General features: G+C 73.8%; 14 protein-coding genes. 7 read left to right on the plus strand and 7 right to left on the minus strand.

Annotated elements, in window-relative coordinates; genetic code table 11:
• Positions 1-33 precede the first annotated feature (33 nt).
• The 4 genes from ACFYO8_RS18110 (at position 34) to ACFYO8_RS18125 (ending at position 5,087) form a co-directional block, all read left to right on the plus strand.
• Entirely contained in the window at positions 34-993 is a 960-nt protein-coding gene (locus tag ACFYO8_RS18110; protein WP_354866022.1) for a phosphate acyltransferase PlsX, read from the plus strand.
• On the plus strand, positions 990-1,784 hold the full coding sequence (gene rnc / locus ACFYO8_RS18115) for a ribonuclease III (RefSeq protein WP_354865828.1): 795 nt from the start codon (positions 990-992) through the stop codon (positions 1,782-1,784). Before ACFYO8_RS18110 ends, rnc begins: the two co-directional genes overlap by 4 nt.
• On the plus strand, positions 1,777-2,634 hold the full coding sequence (mutM, locus tag ACFYO8_RS18120; RefSeq protein WP_354865826.1) for a bifunctional DNA-formamidopyrimidine glycosylase/DNA-(apurinic or apyrimidinic site) lyase: 858 nt from the start codon (positions 1,777-1,779) through the stop codon (positions 2,632-2,634). Before rnc ends, mutM begins: the two co-directional genes overlap by 8 nt.
• Positions 2,635-2,873: 239 nt before the next feature.
• Positions 2,874-5,087 (plus strand): MMPL family transporter, encoded by a 2,214-nt coding sequence (locus ACFYO8_RS18125; RefSeq protein WP_355015013.1) that lies wholly within the window; start codon positions 2,874-2,876, stop codon positions 5,085-5,087.
• Between the two features lie 148 nt (positions 5,088-5,235).
• On the opposite strand, the gene ACFYO8_RS18130 is transcribed toward ACFYO8_RS18125, so the two are convergent.
• Positions 5,236-6,105, minus strand: a complete 870-nt coding sequence (locus tag ACFYO8_RS18130) for an endo alpha-1,4 polygalactosaminidase (RefSeq protein ID WP_354865822.1) — start codon at positions 6,103-6,105, stop codon at positions 5,236-5,238.
• Positions 6,106-6,182: 77 nt separating this feature from the next.
• Positions 6,183-7,394 (minus strand): CAP domain-containing protein, encoded by a 1,212-nt coding sequence (locus tag ACFYO8_RS18135; protein WP_355015014.1) that lies wholly within the window; start codon positions 7,392-7,394, stop codon positions 6,183-6,185.
• 372 nt (positions 7,395-7,766) lie between these two features.
• On the opposite strand from ACFYO8_RS18135, the gene ACFYO8_RS18140 reads away from it, so the two are divergent.
• From ACFYO8_RS18140 to ACFYO8_RS18150, 3 genes are all read left to right on the plus strand, one after another.
• Complete coding sequence (locus ACFYO8_RS18140) at positions 7,767-7,961, plus strand: hypothetical protein (protein WP_354866020.1); 195 nt, start codon at positions 7,767-7,769, stop codon at positions 7,959-7,961.
• Between the two features lie 315 nt (positions 7,962-8,276).
• On the plus strand, positions 8,277-11,876 hold the full coding sequence (gene smc / locus ACFYO8_RS18145) for a chromosome segregation protein SMC (protein WP_252449420.1): 3,600 nt from the start codon (positions 8,277-8,279) through the stop codon (positions 11,874-11,876).
• Positions 11,873-12,490, plus strand: coding sequence for an HAD family hydrolase (locus tag ACFYO8_RS18150; RefSeq protein ID WP_120571189.1), 618 nt, complete (start codon positions 11,873-11,875; stop codon positions 12,488-12,490). Before smc ends, ACFYO8_RS18150 begins: the two co-directional genes overlap by 4 nt.
• A gap of 6 nt (positions 12,491-12,496) precedes the next feature.
• On the opposite strand, the gene ACFYO8_RS18155 is transcribed toward ACFYO8_RS18150, so the two are convergent.
• From ACFYO8_RS18155 to ACFYO8_RS18175, 5 genes are all read right to left on the minus strand, one after another.
• A complete protein-coding gene (locus ACFYO8_RS18155) occupies positions 12,497-13,027 on the minus strand; it encodes a DinB family protein (RefSeq protein ID WP_252449419.1) in 531 nt (176 codons plus the stop codon).
• A 52-nt stretch (positions 13,028-13,079) separates the two neighbouring features.
• A complete protein-coding gene (locus tag ACFYO8_RS18160) occupies positions 13,080-13,568 on the minus strand; it encodes a universal stress protein (RefSeq protein ID WP_387257350.1) in 489 nt (162 codons plus the stop codon).
• A gap of 2 nt (positions 13,569-13,570) precedes the next feature.
• Positions 13,571-15,160 carry an MDR family MFS transporter gene (locus tag ACFYO8_RS18165; RefSeq protein ID WP_354865810.1) on the minus strand — a complete coding sequence of 530 codons (1,590 nt, stop codon included), beginning with the start codon at positions 15,158-15,160 and terminating at the stop codon, positions 13,571-13,573.
• Positions 15,161-15,266: 106 nt separating this feature from the next.
• Positions 15,267-15,710 (minus strand): MarR family transcriptional regulator, encoded by a 444-nt coding sequence (locus ACFYO8_RS18170; RefSeq protein WP_354865808.1) that lies wholly within the window; start codon positions 15,708-15,710, stop codon positions 15,267-15,269.
• A complete protein-coding gene (locus tag ACFYO8_RS18175; RefSeq protein WP_357707666.1) occupies positions 15,707-17,419 on the minus strand; it encodes an alkaline phosphatase D family protein in 1,713 nt (570 codons plus the stop codon). The genes ACFYO8_RS18170 and ACFYO8_RS18175 overlap by 4 nt, the downstream gene beginning before the upstream one ends.
• Positions 17,420-17,436 lie beyond the last annotated feature (17 nt).

Raw genomic sequence — 17,436 nt, forward strand, 5'->3', positions numbered from 1 at the left:
GCCGGCGGACCGTCGGAGCCGGGCACCGCGCGGATCGCCGTCGACCTCCTCGGCGGGGACGATGCTCCCGCCGTCGTGGTTGACGGCGCTCTGCGAGCGGTACGCACGGATCCCGCCCTGCACCTGATGCTCGTCGGCCCGATCGAGGTGGCCGACGAGCTGATCGGTGCGCTCGACCCGGCCCAGCGCGCCCGGGTCACGGTCCGCGCGGTGCGGGCCGTCGTCGGCATGGCCGACCATCCCACCGCCGGCCGCGGCGAGAGCACGGTACGCGCGGCCGTGCAGGCCGTCCGCGACGGGCTCGCCGACGCCGTCGTCTCCGCCGGCTCGACCGGCGCCACAGTCACCGCCGCCGCGCTCGGCCTCGGCCGCTGGACCGGAATACGCCGGCCCGCGCTCGCCGCCACGCTCCCCGCCGTCGAGGGACCGGTGGTGCTGCTCGACGTCGGCGGCACGCTCGAACCCGGCCCCGCCACGCTGGCCCGGCACGCCCTCCTCGGCGCCGCCTACGCGTCGGTGGCGCACGCCCTCACCGCGCCCCGCGTCGGGCTGCTCTCGGTCGGCCACGAGACCGGCAAGGGTGACCGGCTGCGCCGCGCCGCCGCACCCGCGCTCGCCGCCGCGCCGCTGCCCTGCGACGGCCGCTACGTCGGCCTGGTCGAGGGGTACGACATCTCCCTCGGCGCCCGCGCCGACGTCGTGGTGACCGACGGCTTCACCGGAAACGTCCTGCTCAAGGCTATCGAGGGCGCGTACGCCATGGCCGGCGGCCCACCGTCGCGCGGTGGCGCCCCGCGTGCCGCCGCCCTGCTCGGGGTGGGTGGCACCGTGGTCGTGTGCCACGGCGCGGCCGGCTCCGAGGACGTCGCCTCCGGTATCGCGCTGGCCGCCCACCTGTGGCGCCGCGACGCCGCCGGGACGGTCCGCACCCTGCTCGCCGACATCCCGCACGATCTCACTTCTGACCGACACGACACCGAGGTAGCACCATGACCAACGACAAGCGGCGGCGTGCTCCCGTCGGCCACCTTGAGACGGCCTTCGGGGTGTCGCTCGACCCGGAGCTGCTGGAACGCGCGCTCACCCACCGCTCGTACGCGTACGAGAACGGCGGCCTGCCCACGAACGAGCGGCTGGAGTTCCTCGGCGACTCGGTCCTCGGCGTGGTGATCACCACCGCGTTGTTCCACAACCACCCCGACCTGCCCGAGGGGCAACTGGCGAAGCTGCGCGCCAGCGTGGTCAACATGCGGGCGCTGGCCGACGTGGCGCGGGGCCTGGGCCCGGACGGGCTCGGCGCGTACCTGCTGCTGGGCAAGGGCGAGGAGGCCACCGGCGGACGGGACAAGGCGAGCATCCTGGCCGACACGCTGGAGGCGCTGCTGGGCGCGATCTACCTCCAGTACGGCCTGGACACCGCGGCCATCGTCATCCACCGGCTGTTCGACCCGCTGATGGCCGAGTCGGCGGGCCGGGGCGCGGCGCTGGACTGGAAGACCAGCCTCCAGGAGCTGACCGCCGCGCTCGGGCTGGGCGTGCCGGAGTACCGGATCGAGGGCACCGGACCGGATCACCTCAAGACGTTCACCGCCTGGGTGGTGGTCGCCGGGAACCGCTACGGCGGCGCGGAGGGACGCAGCAAGAAGGAGGCCGAGCAGCGCGCGGCCGAGTCGGCCTGGCGGACGCTGAACGAGCAGGCCGAGGCCGAGGCGGCGGCGCGGGTCGAGGCCGAGGCGCAGGCCCAGGAGGAGGCGGACGTCGAGGCGGGCGCCGGCCGTGCCTGAGCTGCCCGAGGTCGAGACCGTCCGGCAGGGGCTGGCCCAGTGGGTGATCGGCCGGCGGATCGCCGCCGTCGAGGTGCGCCACCCCCGGGCGGTACGCCGGCACGCGCCGGGTGGCGCGCACTTCGCCGACGTGCTCGCCGGGCGGACGATCACCGGCGTACGCCGCCGGGGCAAGTACCTGTGGCTGCCGCTGGACAGCGGCGACGCGGTGATCGGTCACCTCGGCATGTCCGGCCAGTTGCTGTTGCAGCCGGTCGGCGCGGCCGACGAGCTGCACCTGCGGGTCCGGTTCCGGTTCGCCGACGACGGGCCGGAGCTGCGCTTCGTCGACCAGCGCACGTTCGGCGGGCTGTCCGTGTCCGCCGACGGGGCGGAGCTGCCCGCCGAGATCGCCCACATCGCGCGGGATCCGATGGACCCGGAGTTCTCCGACGAGGCGTTCGTGGCGGCGCTGCGCCGCAGGCGTACGGAGGTCAAACGCGCGCTGCTCGACCAGACGCTGATCTCCGGGGTGGGCAACATCTACGCCGACGAGGCACTGTGGCGGGCGAGGCTGCACGGCGCCCGCCCCACCGACGCGCTGACCCGCCCGGCCGCGCTGCGGCTACTCGGGCACGTCCGGGACGTGCTCGCCGAGGCGATCAAGCAGGGCGGCACGAGCTTCGACGAGCTGTACGTGAACGTCAACGGCGAGAGCGGCTACTTCGACCGGTCGCTCAACGCGTACGGCCGGGAGGGGGAGCCCTGCCCGCGTTGCGGGGCGCCGATCCGGCGCGAGGCGTTCATGAACCGCTCCTCCTACAGCTGCCCGCGATGTCAGCCCCGGCCCAGGGGCACCCTCCGGGGATGACCCCGAGCCGATTCGGGGTTGCGCCGGTGTGCATCGCCGGACGGTCCCCGGAGACGCGCCGGAGCGTACCCGGAGATGCCCTTTTCCGCCCGGTCCGTACGGCCGTTCCGGGCCGCGCGGACCGCGCCCGCCGGATCGGGGACGAGCGGGGGCCGTTCCCCGATGTCGCGGCCCTACCGCCTGCCTAGCGTCATCCTGCGTCGGCGCAGGGCCGGCATCAGGAGGGTGGAACCCGGAACATGGGCAGGCGACCGGTGACCGTGCGGCTGGCACGGTGGAGTGCGGAGCATCCGTGGCGCGCGATCGCGTTGTGGGTGGTCTTCGTGGCGGTGTGTTTCGTGGGCGGCAGCGCCGCCGGGCTGAACGAGGCCACCGACGAGGATCAGGCGATCGGCGAGTTCGGACGGGCACAGCTGATCGTCGACAGTGGCGGGTTCGACCGGCCGGCTACCGAGAACGTGCTGATCACCGCCCGCTCGGGTTCGCTCGACCAGGCCGCGGCGAAGGCCGCGGCCCAGGACGCGGCGGACCGGCTGCGGCAGGTCGACGGCGTGGCGTCGATCGGTACGCCGATGCCGTCGCGCGACGGCAGCGCGCTGCTGGTGCCGATCACCATGTCCGGCGACCCGGGCACCGCCGGCGACCGGGTGCAGCCGCTGCGGGACACCACAGCGAAGGTGCAGGACGCGCACCCGCAACTGCGGGTGGAGCAGGTCGGCGGCCCGTCCATCGACAAGGCGCTCGACGACACGCTCGGCAAGGACTTCAAGCGCGCCGAGCTGCTCAGCCTGCCGGTGACGCTGGCCATCCTGATCATCGCGTTCGGCGCACTGATCGCCGCCGGGGTGCCGGTGCTGCTGGCGCTCTCCTCGGTGGCCGCCGCGATGGGTCTGTCCACACTCGCCTCACACCTGGTGCCGGCCACCGACACCACCGCCAGCGTCATCCTGCTGATCGGCCTGGCGGTCGGCGTGGACTACTCGCTGTTCTACGTGCGGCGGGAGCGGGAGGAGCGGGCAAGGGGCCGGTCCGGCCTGGACGCGGTGGAGATCGCGGCGGAGACCTCCGGGCACGCCGTGGTGGTCTCCGGCACCGCCGTGATCATCTCGATGGGCGGTCTGCTGCTCGCCCAGGACGCGATCTTCTCCTCGCTGGCGGTCGGCTCGATCCTGGTGGTGGCGGTCGCGGTGATCGGCTCGCTGACCGTGCTGCCGGCGCTGCTGGCGAAGCTCGGCCGCTGGGTGGACCGGCCGCGGGTGCCGCTGCTGTGGCGCCTCACCGCCCCGCGCGACGGGCAGCCGACCCGGCCCCGCTTCTGGCCGGCGGTGCTCAAGCCGGCGCTGCGCGCGCCGGTGGCCACGCTGCTGATCTCGGTCGCGCTGCTGCTCGCGCTCGCCGCGCCCGCGCTCGGCATGAAGCTGAAGTTCCCCGGCCCGGAGGACGTGCCGCGCACCACCGCCGCCATGCAGGCGTACGACCGGCTCACCGCCGCCTTCCCGAGCAACGGCACCAGCCACACGGTGGCCGTGCGGGCGCCGGCCGAGCAGGCCGACCGGGTGCGGGCCGCGCTCACCGACCTGGCCGGCCGCACCGCCGCCGACCCGCTCTTCGCGCCGGCCGAGGGGGACGGCCCGGAGATCGAGGTGTCCGCGGACCGGCGGGTGTCCGTGCTGGAGGTGGCCACGCCGCACGCCAGCCGCTCCGACGAGGCGTCCCGGTCGCTGCACGAGCTGCGCGAGGACCTGCTCCCCGCGACGCTCGGCGGCATCCCGGGCGTGGAGTACGCGGTCGGCGGCGGCGTGGCCGCCAGTGAGGACTACGCGGCACACATCTGGGCGAAGCTGCCGATCGTCGCGGCGTTCGTGCTGGCGCTGACGTTCCTGGTGATGGCGTGGACGTTCCGGTCGGTGGTGGTGGCGCTGACCTCGATCGTGCTGAACCTGCTCTCGGCCGGCGCCGCGTACGGGCTGCTGGTGCTGGTCTTCCAGAGCACCTGGGCGGAAGGGCTGCTCGGCTTCACCTCGATGGACGCGATCGTCACCTGGCTGCCGCTGTTCCTGTTCGTGGTGCTGTTCGGACTGTCCATGGACTACCACGTCTTCGTGGTCAGCCGGATCCGCGAGGCGGTCGACCGGGGCATGCCCAACCGGGAGGCGGTGGCGCACGGCATCATCTCGTCGGCCGGTGTGGTGACCAGCGCGGCGGTGGTGATGGTGGCGGTGTTCTCCATCTTCGCCACGCTCAGCACGATCGACTTCAAGCAGCTCGGCATCGGCCTGGCGGCGGCGATCCTGCTGGACGCCACGATCATCCGCGCGGTCGTGCTGCCCTCGGTGATGACGCTGCTGGGCGACGCGAACTGGTGGGCGCCGCGCTTCATGCGCCGCCGTACCGCCGCCCCGGCGGTCGGGCCGCCGCCCGCCCCGGCACCGGAGCTGGTCGGCGCCGGCTGACCAGGTGCCCGGGCCGCCCCCGGGGGACATCCGGTCTCCGCGACATGCCCGGGAGCGGCGGTGAGACCACCACCCCGGGCACCGGCGCGACCACCCACTGACCCGAACCTCGGCGCCCCCGCTCCCGACGGGCGGGGGCGCCGAGGCGTCACGGCAGCGCGCACGGCTCCCGCCAGGCGTCCAGCGTCCGATCCTTGCGGATCGAGGCGAAGCCGTAGCCGACCGAGGTGACGCAGAAGTCCGCCGGCTCGCCGGTGTACTCGACGTGGAAGACCGGCTTGCCGGCGTCGACGAACGGCAGCAGCTTCGCGCACTGGCGGCGGCGTACGCACTCCTGGTTGACCGCGAAGTCGAAGTCGGGGGCCAGCGCGGCCACCTGAGCCACGTCGTCCACCAGGCCGGGGGAGAGGCTCAGCCCGCGGGCCAGCCCGGCCAGCCGGCGGTTGAACAGCAGTTGGTCGTCGAAGTCCAGCGGGAAGCCGGGGCGGTGCCGGTAGCCGTCCGCGTCGGCCAGGGCCACCGCGCCGAACCCCTTGCCGCGGCACAGCCGGAACCGGTCGGCCAGCACCGGCGCGAGCGCGTCCCAGCGCCGTACGTCCAGGAACCGCCTCCCCGGTCGTCCCGGCACCGCGGCGCCGCGCACGGCGGCGGGGAAGCGGGCGGCGTCCGGCTCGTCGGCGGCGTACGTGCCGACCCGGACGTGGCAGACCAGCCGGCGGCCCCGCTCGCGCAGCGCGGCGGTCTCGGCCGAGGTGGCCGCCACCGGGTCGAGGAGGAAGACGTCGGCGTCGACTGTGACGTCCAGCGGGGTGGTGAGCTGCCACTGCCAACGCCAGCGGCCGGCCTGCGCGGCCGGCCAGGGCGTGGGCGCACCGGGCGGGGTGATCGGCCGGCGGCAGGCCGGCACCGGGACCAGCAGCAGGGCGGTCAGCGCGAGCGCTGCGCCCCGGCGCGGACCACGTCGGCGGACGCGGGCCGGCCGGGAGCGCGGCACGGCCCACACCGGCCGGATCCGCATCGACAGCTCCCCGGACGCGGGCGGCCCGGCGCCGCCCCCGATGGGTCAACGAGCGCCGGGCCGGTCACGACGCGTGGTCAGCGCGGGGTGGCGAAGACCTGCGTCCAGTACGGCCCGTTGCTGCGCGCCACGCCCACCCCGATCTGGGTGTACGAGCAGTTGAGGATGTTCTTCCGGTGGCCCTCGGAGTTCATCCAGCCTTCCATGACGGCGGCCGGGGTCTGGTAGTTCCAGGCCACGTTCTCGCCCACCATGCTGTACGAGTAGCCGGCAGCCTTGACCCGGTCCCAGGGCTGACTGCCGTCGCTGCCCGTGTGGTCCATCTTCTTGTGGTCGGCCTGGTCCTGGCTGTGCCGCTGGGCGGCCAGGTTCAGCTTGGCGTTGACGGTCAGCGCCTTGCAGCCGGCCTTGGCCCGCTCCTGGTTCACGATCGTGACGACCTGCTGGAGTTCGGCGCTGAGCCCGGTCGTGGCGGCGGCCTTGGTGCCGGTGCTCCCGGTGCCGCCGCTCGACGAGCCGCCGCCCGGGGCGCTGCTGCGCTCCTGCTGCCGCGACGGCGCGGTGCTGCGGCTCGACTTCGGCGTGGCCCTCTTCGTCGGGCTCGGCGCGGCGGTGGTCGGTACGGCGGACGGACTGGCCGACTCCGGAGCGAGCGCGTCGGCGGGTGCCTCCTCGGCGCCCTCGGGCGCCTGCGGCGCGGCGGCCACCGGCGCGTCGGCGGAGGTGCGCTTCGTGCCCTGGTCGCCGCCGGGCAGCAGGACGGCGCCCACCCCGAGACTCACCACGAGCGTCGCCGCGGCGGCGGCCCCGCCGATCACGAGCGGCCGGGACAGGCGCCGCTTCGGGCGCCGCCGCTCGTCGGCCGGGGTGTCGGTGGCCGGCTGCCAGGTCGCGGTGGGCTGCTCCCAGCCGCCGGCCGGCTGCTCGTGACCGGGCCAGGCGGTGGGCTGTTCCTGGCCCTGCCACGCCGCCGGCTGTTCCCGGCCCTGCCACGTGGGCTGCTCGCCCTGCCACGCGGCGGTGGGCTGCTCCTCACCGTTCCAGCGGTCGCGGGGCGGCGGGTAGGAGCCGGCCGGCCCATAGGCCGGGGGCGTGCTCTCGGGGCGGTGGTCCTCGGCGGCGTAGCCGGCGCGTCCGTGACCGGCGGGCGGCTGCTGTGCACCGTCGCCGAACAGGTACGACGACCGCGGCTCGGGCCGGTCGCTGAGCCACGCCGGACCCTCGTCGGTCGGCTGCTCGGGGCGTCGAGGGGCGCCCTCCGGTTCGATCGGGTCGTTCCAGCGGTACACGCCTGTCCCCTCCACGGGTCGGTTGCGGGCCGGGGTGACGCTACGGGCGCGTTCGGAGCTGCGGCAACGTGGCTAAGAAAGAGTTAAGGCGAAGCCGGTGCGGAGGGTAGGGCGTTCGCGCGTTCCGGGCGTACAGTAAAGGCGTCCGGACAGAGCGTGTCCGCGCCTTCTGGCGACCCCCTGACGAGTGGACCGGCCGACGTGGAGATGATCTACGGCCTTGGTCAACTTGACGCCGGAGGGGTTTTCGGCTCAATATGTAGGTGTCGCCAGTCGCGCCCAGCCATGTCCCGTGCAGTGGGAATGGCAGCCGCGAACATCATGGGCGCGCGTTGGCCGGCCTTTCCGGCAGCGCACATCAAGGAGTTCAGCATGGCGAAGGCCCTCTACGGCCACGTAAGTGCAGCGCCCGACCGGCGTCTGCTCGACGAGGTCACCCGTCTGCGTTCCAGGGTTCAGGCACTGGAGTTCGAGATCACGCGTCTGCGCGCCGACAACGATCGGCTTGCGGCGGCAGCGGCGGAGGCCGATGACCTCCTCCGTCTGGCCGAGCCCGCGCTGACCTGATCTTCAGTCACCGGAAAACTGAAACGCACCACACCGAAAAGCGCGCCGACACGCAAAGTGCCGGCGCGCAGCCATGTTCGTACCCTTTTCGTCGCCGCCGCCGCAATTCCCGATCTTGCGGAGCCGTACGGAATTGCGCCCAGTAATTGTGATCATGCATTTCGGTTCCGTTCCCCGACGCCGGGCGGAAAGCGGACACCGCCGACGGCGGGTGGGTCGCGTGGCGGTGGCGTCCCTCTCCCGGGTTAGTCTGCGGGTTCACCAGGTCCGCGCAGCCGGCGACGGTACGGCGGCCACCGGACGAGGATCGAGAAGGTGCATCTCAAGAGCCTGACGGTGAAGGGCTTCAAATCCTTCGCCTCCGCCACGACGTTGAAGCTGGAGCCCGGGATCACCTGCGTGGTGGGCCCGAACGGCTCCGGCAAGTCCAACGTCGTCGACGCCATCGCCTGGGTGCTCGGCGAGCAGGGCGCCAAGGCGCTGCGCGGCGGCAAGATGGAGGACGTCATCTTCGCCGGCACCGCCGGGCGGGCGCCGCTGGGCCGGGCCGAGGTCACGCTCACCATCGACAACACCGACGGCGCGCTGCCGATCGAGTACACCGAGGTCTCCATCACCCGCCGGATGTTCCGCTCCGGCGAGAGCGAGTACGAGATCAACGGCGACTCCTGCCGTCTGCTGGACATCCAGGAGCTGCTGTCCGACTCGGGCATCGGCCGCGAGATGCACATCATCGTCGGGCAGGGCCGGCTCGACGGGATGCTGCACGCCAAGCCGGAGGACCGGCGGGCGTTCATCGAGGAGGCGGCGGGCGTCCTCAAGCACCGCAAGCGCAAGGAGAAGGCGCTGCGGAAGCTCGACGCGATGCAGACCAACCTCAACCGCCTGACCGACCTCACCGCCGAGCTGCGCCGCCAGCTCAAGCCGCTGGGCCGGCAGGCCGAGGTGGCCCGCCGCGCCGCCGGGATCCAGGCCAACCTGCGCGACGCCCGGCTGCGGCTGCTCGCCGACGACCTGCACACGCTGCGGACCACACTGGACAAGGAGATCGCCGACGAGACCGCGCTGCGCGAGCGGCGCGAGCTGATCGAGGCCGAGCACGGCGAGGTGCAGGGCCGCCTCGGCGAGCTGGAGGCGGCGCTGGCCGAGGACGCGCCGCTGCTCGCGGCGGCGCAGGACACCTGGTACCGCCTCTCCGCGCTCCAGGAGCGGTTCCGCTCGATCGAGCAGTTGGCCCGGGAGCGGCTGCGTCACCTCAGCGCCGCCGGCGACGACGAGCGCCCCGGCCGCGACCCGGAGCAGCTGGAGGCGGAGTCGCGGCGCGTACGCGAGCAGGAGGAGGAGCTGCGCGCCGCGCTCACCGAGGACCAGATCCGGCTGGCCGAGGCGGTCGAGCACCGCCAGGAGCTGGAACGGCAGCTCGCCGCCGCCGAGCGGGAACTGGTCGCCGCCGCCAAGGCCATCGCCGACCGGCGGGAGGGGCTGGCCCGCCTGACCGGCCAGGTCAACTCCGCCCGGGCGCGGACCACGAGCGCCGGCGAGGAGATCGAACGGCTGGCCGCCGCGCACACCGACGCGATGGGCCGGGCCGAGAAGGCGCAGGCCGACCTGGACGCGGTCGCCGAACAGTCGACCGAGGCGGACCGGGACAACGCCGACCTGGACGCCCGGCACGACGAGGCGGTGGCCGTGCACGAGCGGGCCCAGGCGGCGGTGCGCAGCCTGGCCGACGGTGAGCGCGCCGCCGAGAAGGACGCCGCCACCTGGAAGGCCCGCGAGGAGGCGCTCGCCATGGGCCTGCGCCGCAAGGACGGTGCCGGTGAGCTGCTCGCCCGCGCCGACCAGGTGCCGGGGCTGCTCGGCAGCCTCGCCGGGCTGCTCACCGTCGCCCCCGGTGACGAGGCGGCGCTGGCCGCCGCGCTGGGCGGCCTGGCCGACGCGGTCGCGGTCAGCGGCGTGGACGAGGCAGTCGAGGCGATGCGGCTGCTGAAGATCTCCGACGCCGGCCGGGCCGGGTTGCTCGTCGGCAGCCCCGCCGGGCCGGGCATGGACGGCTCCGCCGACGCGCTGCGCCCGAAGCTGCCCGAGGGCGCCCGCTGGGCCCCGGACCTGGTGGAGTGCTCGGCCGCGATCCGCCCGGCCGTGCACCGGGCGCTGCGCGACGTGGCGCTCGTCGACGACCTGGCCGCCGCGTCCGCGCTCGTCGCCGCGAACCCGGAGCTGCGCGCGGTCACCCCCGACGGCGACGTGGTCGGTGCGTACGCGGCGGCGGGCGGGTCGGCCAAGGCGCCGAGCTTCATCGAGGTGCAGGCCGCCGTCGAGGAGGCGCGCGCCAACCGGGCCACCGCCGAACGCACCGCCGCCGAGCTGCGCGAACAGCTGGCCGAGGCGCGCGCCGAGGTGACCGCCGCCAAGGAGGCGGTGCAGCACGCCGCCGCCGCCAAGCGGGAGGCGGAGAGCCACCGCAACGCCGCAGCGCGCCGCCTCGCCGAACTGGGCGCCGCCGCCCGCTCGGCGAAGGCGGAGACCGACCGTCTCGGCGAGTCCCGGGCCCGCGCCGAGGCGGCCCGGGAACGGGATCTGGCCGCGCTCGCCGAGTTGGAGGAACGGCTCCGGCTGGCCGAGGCCACCCCGATCGACGCCGAGCCGTCCACCGAGGAGCGGGACCAGCTCGCCGCCATGGTGCCGCAGGCACGGCAGAACGAGATGGAGGTCCGGCTCGCGGTGCGTACCGCCGAGGAGCGGGTGGCCTCGATCGCCGGGCGGGCCGACTCGCTGGCCCGGCAGGCCACCGCCGAACGGGCGGCGCGGGAGCGCGCCGCGGCCCGGCGCGCGGCCCGCACGCGCGGCGCCCAGATCGCCCGGGCCGTGGTCGGCGGCGCCCGCGAGGCGCTCACCCGGCTCACCGTCTCGATCGCCCGGGCCGAGGAGCACCGCGACGCCGTCGCCCGCGAGCGCGCCGCCCGCGAGGCCGAGCTGTCCGAGGTACGCGGTGCGGCCAAGCGCCTCGCCGCCGAGCTGGAACGGCTCACCAGCCAGGTGCACCGCGACGAGGTGGCCCGCGCCGAGCAGCGGATGCGCATCGAGCAGCTGGAGGCGAAGGCCGCCGAGGACTTCGGGCTGGACGTGGCCACGCTCGTCGCCGAGTACGGCCCGGACCGGCTGGTCCCGCCCACCGACGCGGACGTGGCGCTCGCCGAGAAGGACGGCCGGCCGGTGCCCGAGCCGGTCCGCTACGAGCGGCCGGTGCAGGAGAAGCGGGCGGCCAAGGCGGAGCGGGAACTGGCCCTGCTGGGCAAGGTGAACCCGCTCGCGCTGGAGGAGTTCGCGGCGCTGGAGGAGCGCTTCAAGTTCCTCTCCGAGCAGCTGGAGGATCTCAAGGCCACCCGGCGCGACCTGCTCACCGTGGTCAAGGACGTGGACGACCGCATCCTGGAGGTCTTCGCCAGCGCGTTCGAAGACACCGCCCGGGAGTTCGAGCAGGTCTTCACCGTGCTGTTCCCCGGCGGCGAGGGCCGGTTGGTGCTCACCGACCCGGAGGACCTGCTCACCACCGGTGTCGAGGTCGAGGCCCGCCCGCCGGGCAAGAAGATCAAGCGGCTCTCGCTGCTCTCCGGCGGGGAGCGGTCGCTGACCGCCGTGGCGATGCTCGTGGCGATCTTCCGCGCCCGGCCCAGCCCGTTCTACATCATGGACGAGGTGGAGGCGGCGCTCGACGACGTGAACCTGGGCCGCCTGATCACGCTGCTGGCGCAGTTGCGGGAGAAGAGCCAGCTCATCGTGATCACGCACCAGAAGCGGACCATGGAGATCGCCGACGCGCTCTACGGGGTGACCATGCGCGCCGGTGTGACCCAGGTGATCAGCCAGCGGCTCAACCGGGCCGACGACGAGGAACAGGTGACGAGCGAGTGAGTCGGGAACGCGCCACGGCGCTCCTGGTGGACTTCGACGGCGTGCTGCGCCGCTGGGATCCGGCGGTGGCCGCGGGTGTCGAGCGGGAGTACGGGCTGACCGAGGGTGTCCTCGGTGAGATCGCGATGTCCTGGGGAATGCTCCAGCCGGTGCTGACCGGCCAGGTCAGCCACGCCCAGTGGATGATGAGCGTCGCCGACGCGCTGACCCCCGCGGTCGGCGTGGATCGGGCGCGTGCGGCCGTTGCGGAGTGGCAGAGCTACCGCGGCGAGGTCGACCCGGAGGTGCTGGCGTTCGTCCGCGAGGTGCGGGCGGCGGGCATCCGGGTGGGGCTGGGCACCAACGCCACCGACCTGCTCGACGCCGACCTGGCCGCGCTGGGCCTGACCGAGGAGCTGGACGTGATCGTCAACTCCTCGGTCATCGGGGTGCACAAGCCGGCGAAGGAGTACTTCCAGGCCGCCTGCGAGGCACTGGGGACGCCGCCGGGGCGGGTGCTGTTCGTCGACGACGAGGACCGCGCGGTGGCCGGTGCCCGGGTGGCGGGCCTGTCCGCGCACCGCTGGAGCGGCCCGGCCGACCTGCGGTACCTGCGGGCGGCGCTGGCGTACTGAGCCGGGTCAGCTTCCGGTCACGCCGTCGACGCGTTCCCGGATCAGGTCCGCGTGGCCGTTGTGCCGGGCGTACTCCTCGATCACGTGCACGTACACCCAGCGGAGGCTGATCTCGCCGGTGCTGCCGTCGGGCAGGCGGTGCCGGAACGTGTGGTCCAGCGGCAGGTCGGCAACGGCCCGGTCGGCCGCCTCGATCTCGGCCCGCAGCGTGGCGAACGCCTCGGCCGGGTCCGCGTCGGCGACGTCGTTGAGGTCGGCGTCCGGGTCGGTGCTGTAGTCGTAGAGGTCCGGCAGGTCCAGGCCGGCGGCGCGGTGGCGGAACCACCACCGTTCGACGTCGGCCAGGTGCCGGACCAGGCCGAGCAGCGTCAGCCCGGAGGGCTCCACGCTCGGTGTGCGCAGTTGCTCGGCGGTCAGCCCGGCGCACTTGTGTTGCAGGGTGTCACGGTGGAGGTCGAGCCAGCCTTGCAGCATTGTGCGCTCGTCGGCGACGTAGGGCTCGTGGCGGCGGTCGATCTCGGGTGCGGTCCAGGTCATCCGAGGGATGCTAGGTGAGCGCCGGGCACGCCGCGACGCGTTAACCGCCGGGTCACGGCACCACGACGACCGGCCAGCGGCCGGTGCGGACCAGCCGGGTGGCGACCGAGCCGACCAGCCTGTGCCCGGCCTGCTCGGAGGAGCCGACCACCACCATGTCGGCCCGGTGCTCGTCGGCGGCCCGGCACAGCTCGGTGTAGGCGTCGCCGCGCCGGCACAGGAACGTCACCGGCAGGTCCAGCTCCTCGGCCCCGCGCCGGCACTCGGCGCGCAGCTCGTCGGCCAGCTCGTCGTGGGTCTGCTGGACCGCCCCGGCCACCACGCCGGAGAGCATCGCGCTGTACGAGGTCGGCGAGCTGACGAACACCGCCACGAGCGTGGCGCCCTGCCGCCGGGCCAGTCCGGCGGCGTACGCGGCGGCCCGCATCGAGGTGCGGCTGCCGTCCACGCCGACGAGCACCACCCGTGGCCCGTCGGTACCGCGCTCGTAGGGAAGCGGCCGGGTCTGCGGACCGTACCGTTCGCGTTCCGCGGCGCCCATGGTCAGTCCCGCCCTCCGGCGTGGAGCGCCTCGGCCGTCTCCCGTACGGCGGGGACCGGCTCGGCGTTCGAGCGGCGCAGCGGCACCTCCCGGATGAGGACCACGGCGATCAGGGCGAGCAGCCCGAACGGGGCGGCGGCCAGGAAGATGTCACCGGCGGCGTGCCCGTACGCGGCCTCGACCACCGTCCGGATCGGACCGGGCAGCGTGTGCACGTCCGGCAGCCCGCCGCCACCCGACCCGGAGGCCGGTACGCCGAGGCGGCTCAGGCCGTCGGCCATGTAGCCGGTGACCCGGTGCCCGAGCACCGCGCCGAGCGCGCTCACGCCGATCGCGCCGCCGAGGCTGCGGAAGAACGCCACCACCGAGCTGGCCGCGCCCAGGTCGTCCGGGTGGACCGTGTTCTGCACCGCCAGCACCAGGTTCTGCATGCTCATGCCGACGCCGAGGCCGATCAGGGCCATGAAGACGGCGAGGTGCCAGTACGGGGTGTCCGCGCGCATGGTGCCCATCAGCGCGAAGCCGGCGGTGAGCAGCACCGAGCCGATGACGAGCCAGCTCTTCCAGCGGCCGGTGGCGGTGATGATCCGGCCGACCACCGTGGAGGAGACCAGCAGGCCGCCGATCATCGGGAGCGTCATCAGGCCGGACATGGTCGGGCTGGCGCCGCGGCTGATCTGGAAGTACTGCCCGAGGAAGACCGAGGCGCCGAACATGCCGACGCCGACCGCGATGCTGGCGATCACGGCGAGCGTGATGGTGCGGTTGCGGAACAGCCGCGGCGGGATCATCGGGTCGGCGGCCCGCGTCTCGACCCGGGCGGCGAGCGCGCCGAGCAGCGCCGCGCCGGCCACCAGCACACCGCTCTGCCACGAGATCCAGTCGTACCTGTCGCCGGCCAGGGTGATCCACACCAGCAGCAGTGAGACGGCGGCGGTGATGAGCGTGGCGCCCCACCAGTCGATCTTCACCTCGCGCTTGACCACCGGCAGGCGCAGCGTCCGCTGGAGCACGATGAGGGCGAGCACGGCGAACGGCACGCCGACGTAGAAGCACCAGCGCCAGCCGAGCCAGGAGGTGTCCACGATCACGCCGCCGATGAGCGGCCCGCCGATGGTGCCGACGGCCATCACCGCGCCGAGGTAGCCGCTGTAGCGGCCACGCTCACGTGGGGCGATCATCGTCGCCATGATCACCTGGGCCAGGGCGGTGAGGCCGCCCGCGCCGACGCCCTGCACGACCCGGCAGGCGATCAGCTCGCCCGTGGTCTGCGCCTGCCCGGCCAGCACCGAGCCCAGCACGAAGATCACCAGCGAGAGCTGCACCAGCAGTTTCTTGCTGAACAGGTCGGAGAGCTTGCCCCAGATGGGTGTGGTCGCGGTCGTCGCCAGCAGCGTCGAGGTGACCACCCAGGTGTACGCGGACTGGCCGCCGCGCAGGTCGGTGATGATCCGCGGCAGCGCGTTGGAGACGACGGTGGAGGAGAGGATCGCGACGAACATGCCCAGCAGCAGGCCGGAGAGCGCCTCCAGGATCTGCCGGTGGGACATGTCGACGGCGGTCGTCCGCGCGGGCGCAGTCGCCTGAGTCATCGTGGGGTGCCTCCGGAGCGGGGGAGAAGGTTGCCTCGGGCAACCATAAGAGCCGTTATCTTGAGGAAGAACCTCGGCCGGGCCGGGATTGTTCCCCGCCGTGGGCTCAGAACGACTCGTTGAACCTGTGCATCAGCCGGGCCAGGTCCGCCACGTCCTCTTTCGGCCAGCTCTCCAGCGATCGTCGGATTTGTCCGAGTCGGGCCGCGCGGGCCGCGTCGAACCGCCGGGTGCCCTCCTCGGTGAGGCTGAGCTGGGCCGCCCGCCGGTCCGTCGGGTCCGGGTCGCGGCGGACCAGGCCCAGCGCCTCCAGACCGCCGATCTGGCGGCTGAGCGTGCCCTTGCCGATGCCCAGCTTCGCGGCCAGGTCGGTGAGCCGGATCGAGCCGTAGCGGCGCAGCCAGAGCAGCAGGCCGTACGCGTTCGGTTCCAGGTTCGGGTGGACCTCGCGGGCGATCTCCCAGGACAGCGCCCGGCCGCGGCGCAGCAACGCGGTCAACTCGTGCTCCACGGCGCGCAGCGTCTCGTCCACGCCCAGAAGGTTACTCAAGCCCCGTCGCTGAGTTGCTGGTGCGCCACCGGTCGCAGCTCGCCGTCGCTGGTCGTGCCCTCGACCACCACGGCCGCCTTACGCCCCTGATGGGTGAGCGTGGCCACCGCGTTGCCGAAGTAGGGCCCGGCCAGCTTCCGCCAGCGCACCGACGGGCGGCGTACCCCGGCCGAACGCGCCAGCGCCCGGGTCGCCCCGGCCGGCCCCGGATTCCAGCCCAGCGTCATCAGCGGTCGCATGCCGGCGGGCACCTGATTGTGGATCGGCGAACAGGTGAGCTGGTGCACCGGCGTACGGACGTCGCGGTCGGCGAACCGGGCCCGCGCCACGTACGAGTGGTGCACGTCGCCGGAGAGGACGCTGATCGACGCCGGTCGCGCGTACGCCGGCCCGGCGCCCACCCGCGCCCCGGTGCGCGGCGCGGTGCCGCTGCCCAGCCGCGCGAACAGCTCGCCCAGCGCCTCGAACGAGCGCCGGAACGCCGCCCAGTGCTCCAGGTCCAGGGCCCGGCGGATCTGCTCGGAGATCCGGGCCACCCACGGACGGCTGGAGTCGGCCAGGCGCTCGTTCCACGCCTCGACGTGGTGGATGCCCGGCGGCAGCAGCCACGGCAGCGAGCTGCCCACCACCAGATGGTCGTACTCGCCGTGCGCCTGGTCGAGGAACCACGACCACTCGCCCGGCGGCAGCATCGCCCGGCTGCCGGGCAGCAGCACCCGGCTGGACCGGTTGTCCAGCATCACCAGACGGGTGCGGCCCAGATCCAGCGCGTAGCTCCACTGGTACTGCACGGCCCGCCAACGCTCGGTGTCGTGCGCCAGGTCGGCTTCCTTGTCGACCCGCTCGCCGAACTCGTGCAGCACGCCCGTGGCGTCCTCGGCGGCGATCACCTTCGCGTACACCGGGTCGGCGGCGATCTCGTCCGGGCTGAGGTTGCCCAGGTGCTGGTAGATCCAGTAGGAGGCGAGGCCGCTGCGGATCCGCTCGGCCCACCACGGCTGCTCGCGCATGTCCGCGCGCCACGACTGCGAGGTGTTCCAGTCGTCGATCACCTCGTGGTCGTCGAAGATCATCACGCTCGGCACGGTGGAGAACAGCCAGCGGATCTCCGGGTCGCGCCACGACTCCAGATAGAGCTTCGTGTACTCGTCGAAGCTGACCACCTGCGTCGCCGGGGCGTCCTTCGGCCGCTTCCGGCGCCGCTTGAGCAGCCGCCGCACGGTCGGCGAGGTCTCGTCCGCGTACACCTGGTCGCCGAGCAGCACCAGCAGGTCGGGCAGCACGGCCTGGTCGGGCGTGGCCATCACCCGCCGGGCGTACGCGTCCAGCGCGTCCGGCGGCAGCCGGCGGGCGGTGGAGTGCTGGGTGGTCTCCCGGCAGGAGCCGAACAGCAGGCGCACCGGCTGGTCGGCGTCGTCGAGCGCGCGGGTCCGGATCACGCTGGGCGGGAACGACGACTCCGGCAGCGGCCACGCCACCTCGTCGTCGATCAGCACGTCGTAGGTCGTGGTGCTGTCCGGCGTGAGCCCGGTCACCACCACGATCGCGTAGTGGTGGTCGTACGCGGAGAAGGTGGGCGCGCTGCCGGTGGCGCCGTCGGCGGTGCGGACGGTGACGACGGCGGGCGAGCTGGTCTCCACCCAGACGGTCGCCCGCGTGTCGACGACCCGGCGCAGCAGCGGGCCGATGAGCAGGCGGGAACCGGGCACCACGTACCTCCGACAAG

Origin of the sequence: Micromonospora sp. NPDC005257, assembly GCF_042872445.1 — a bacterium.
Lineage (GTDB): Bacteria > Actinomycetota > Actinomycetes > Mycobacteriales > Micromonosporaceae > Micromonospora.

Bases quoted from the DNA above. Each gene is read 5' to 3' on its own strand.
- ACFYO8_RS18125 (WP_355015013.1), top strand. From the start codon at position 2,874: ATGGGCAGGCGACCGGTGACCGTGCGGCTGGCACGGTGGAGTGCGGAG.
- ACFYO8_RS18130 (WP_354865822.1), bottom strand. From the start codon at position 6,105: ATGCGGATCCGGCCGGTGTGGGCCGTGCCGCGCTCCCGGCCGGCCCGC.
- ACFYO8_RS18160 (WP_387257350.1), bottom strand. From the start codon at position 13,568: ATGGGCGCCGCGGAACGCGAACGGTACGGTCCGCAGACCCGGCCGCTT.
- ACFYO8_RS18155 (WP_252449419.1), bottom strand. From the start codon at position 13,027: ATGACCTGGACCGCACCCGAGATCGACCGCCGCCACGAGCCCTACGTC.
- rnc (WP_354865828.1), top strand. From the start codon at position 990: ATGACCAACGACAAGCGGCGGCGTGCTCCCGTCGGCCACCTTGAGACG.
- ACFYO8_RS18140 (WP_354866020.1), top strand. From the start codon at position 7,767: ATGGCGAAGGCCCTCTACGGCCACGTAAGTGCAGCGCCCGACCGGCGT.
- ACFYO8_RS18165 (WP_354865810.1), bottom strand. From the start codon at position 15,160: ATGACTCAGGCGACTGCGCCCGCGCGGACGACCGCCGTCGACATGTCC.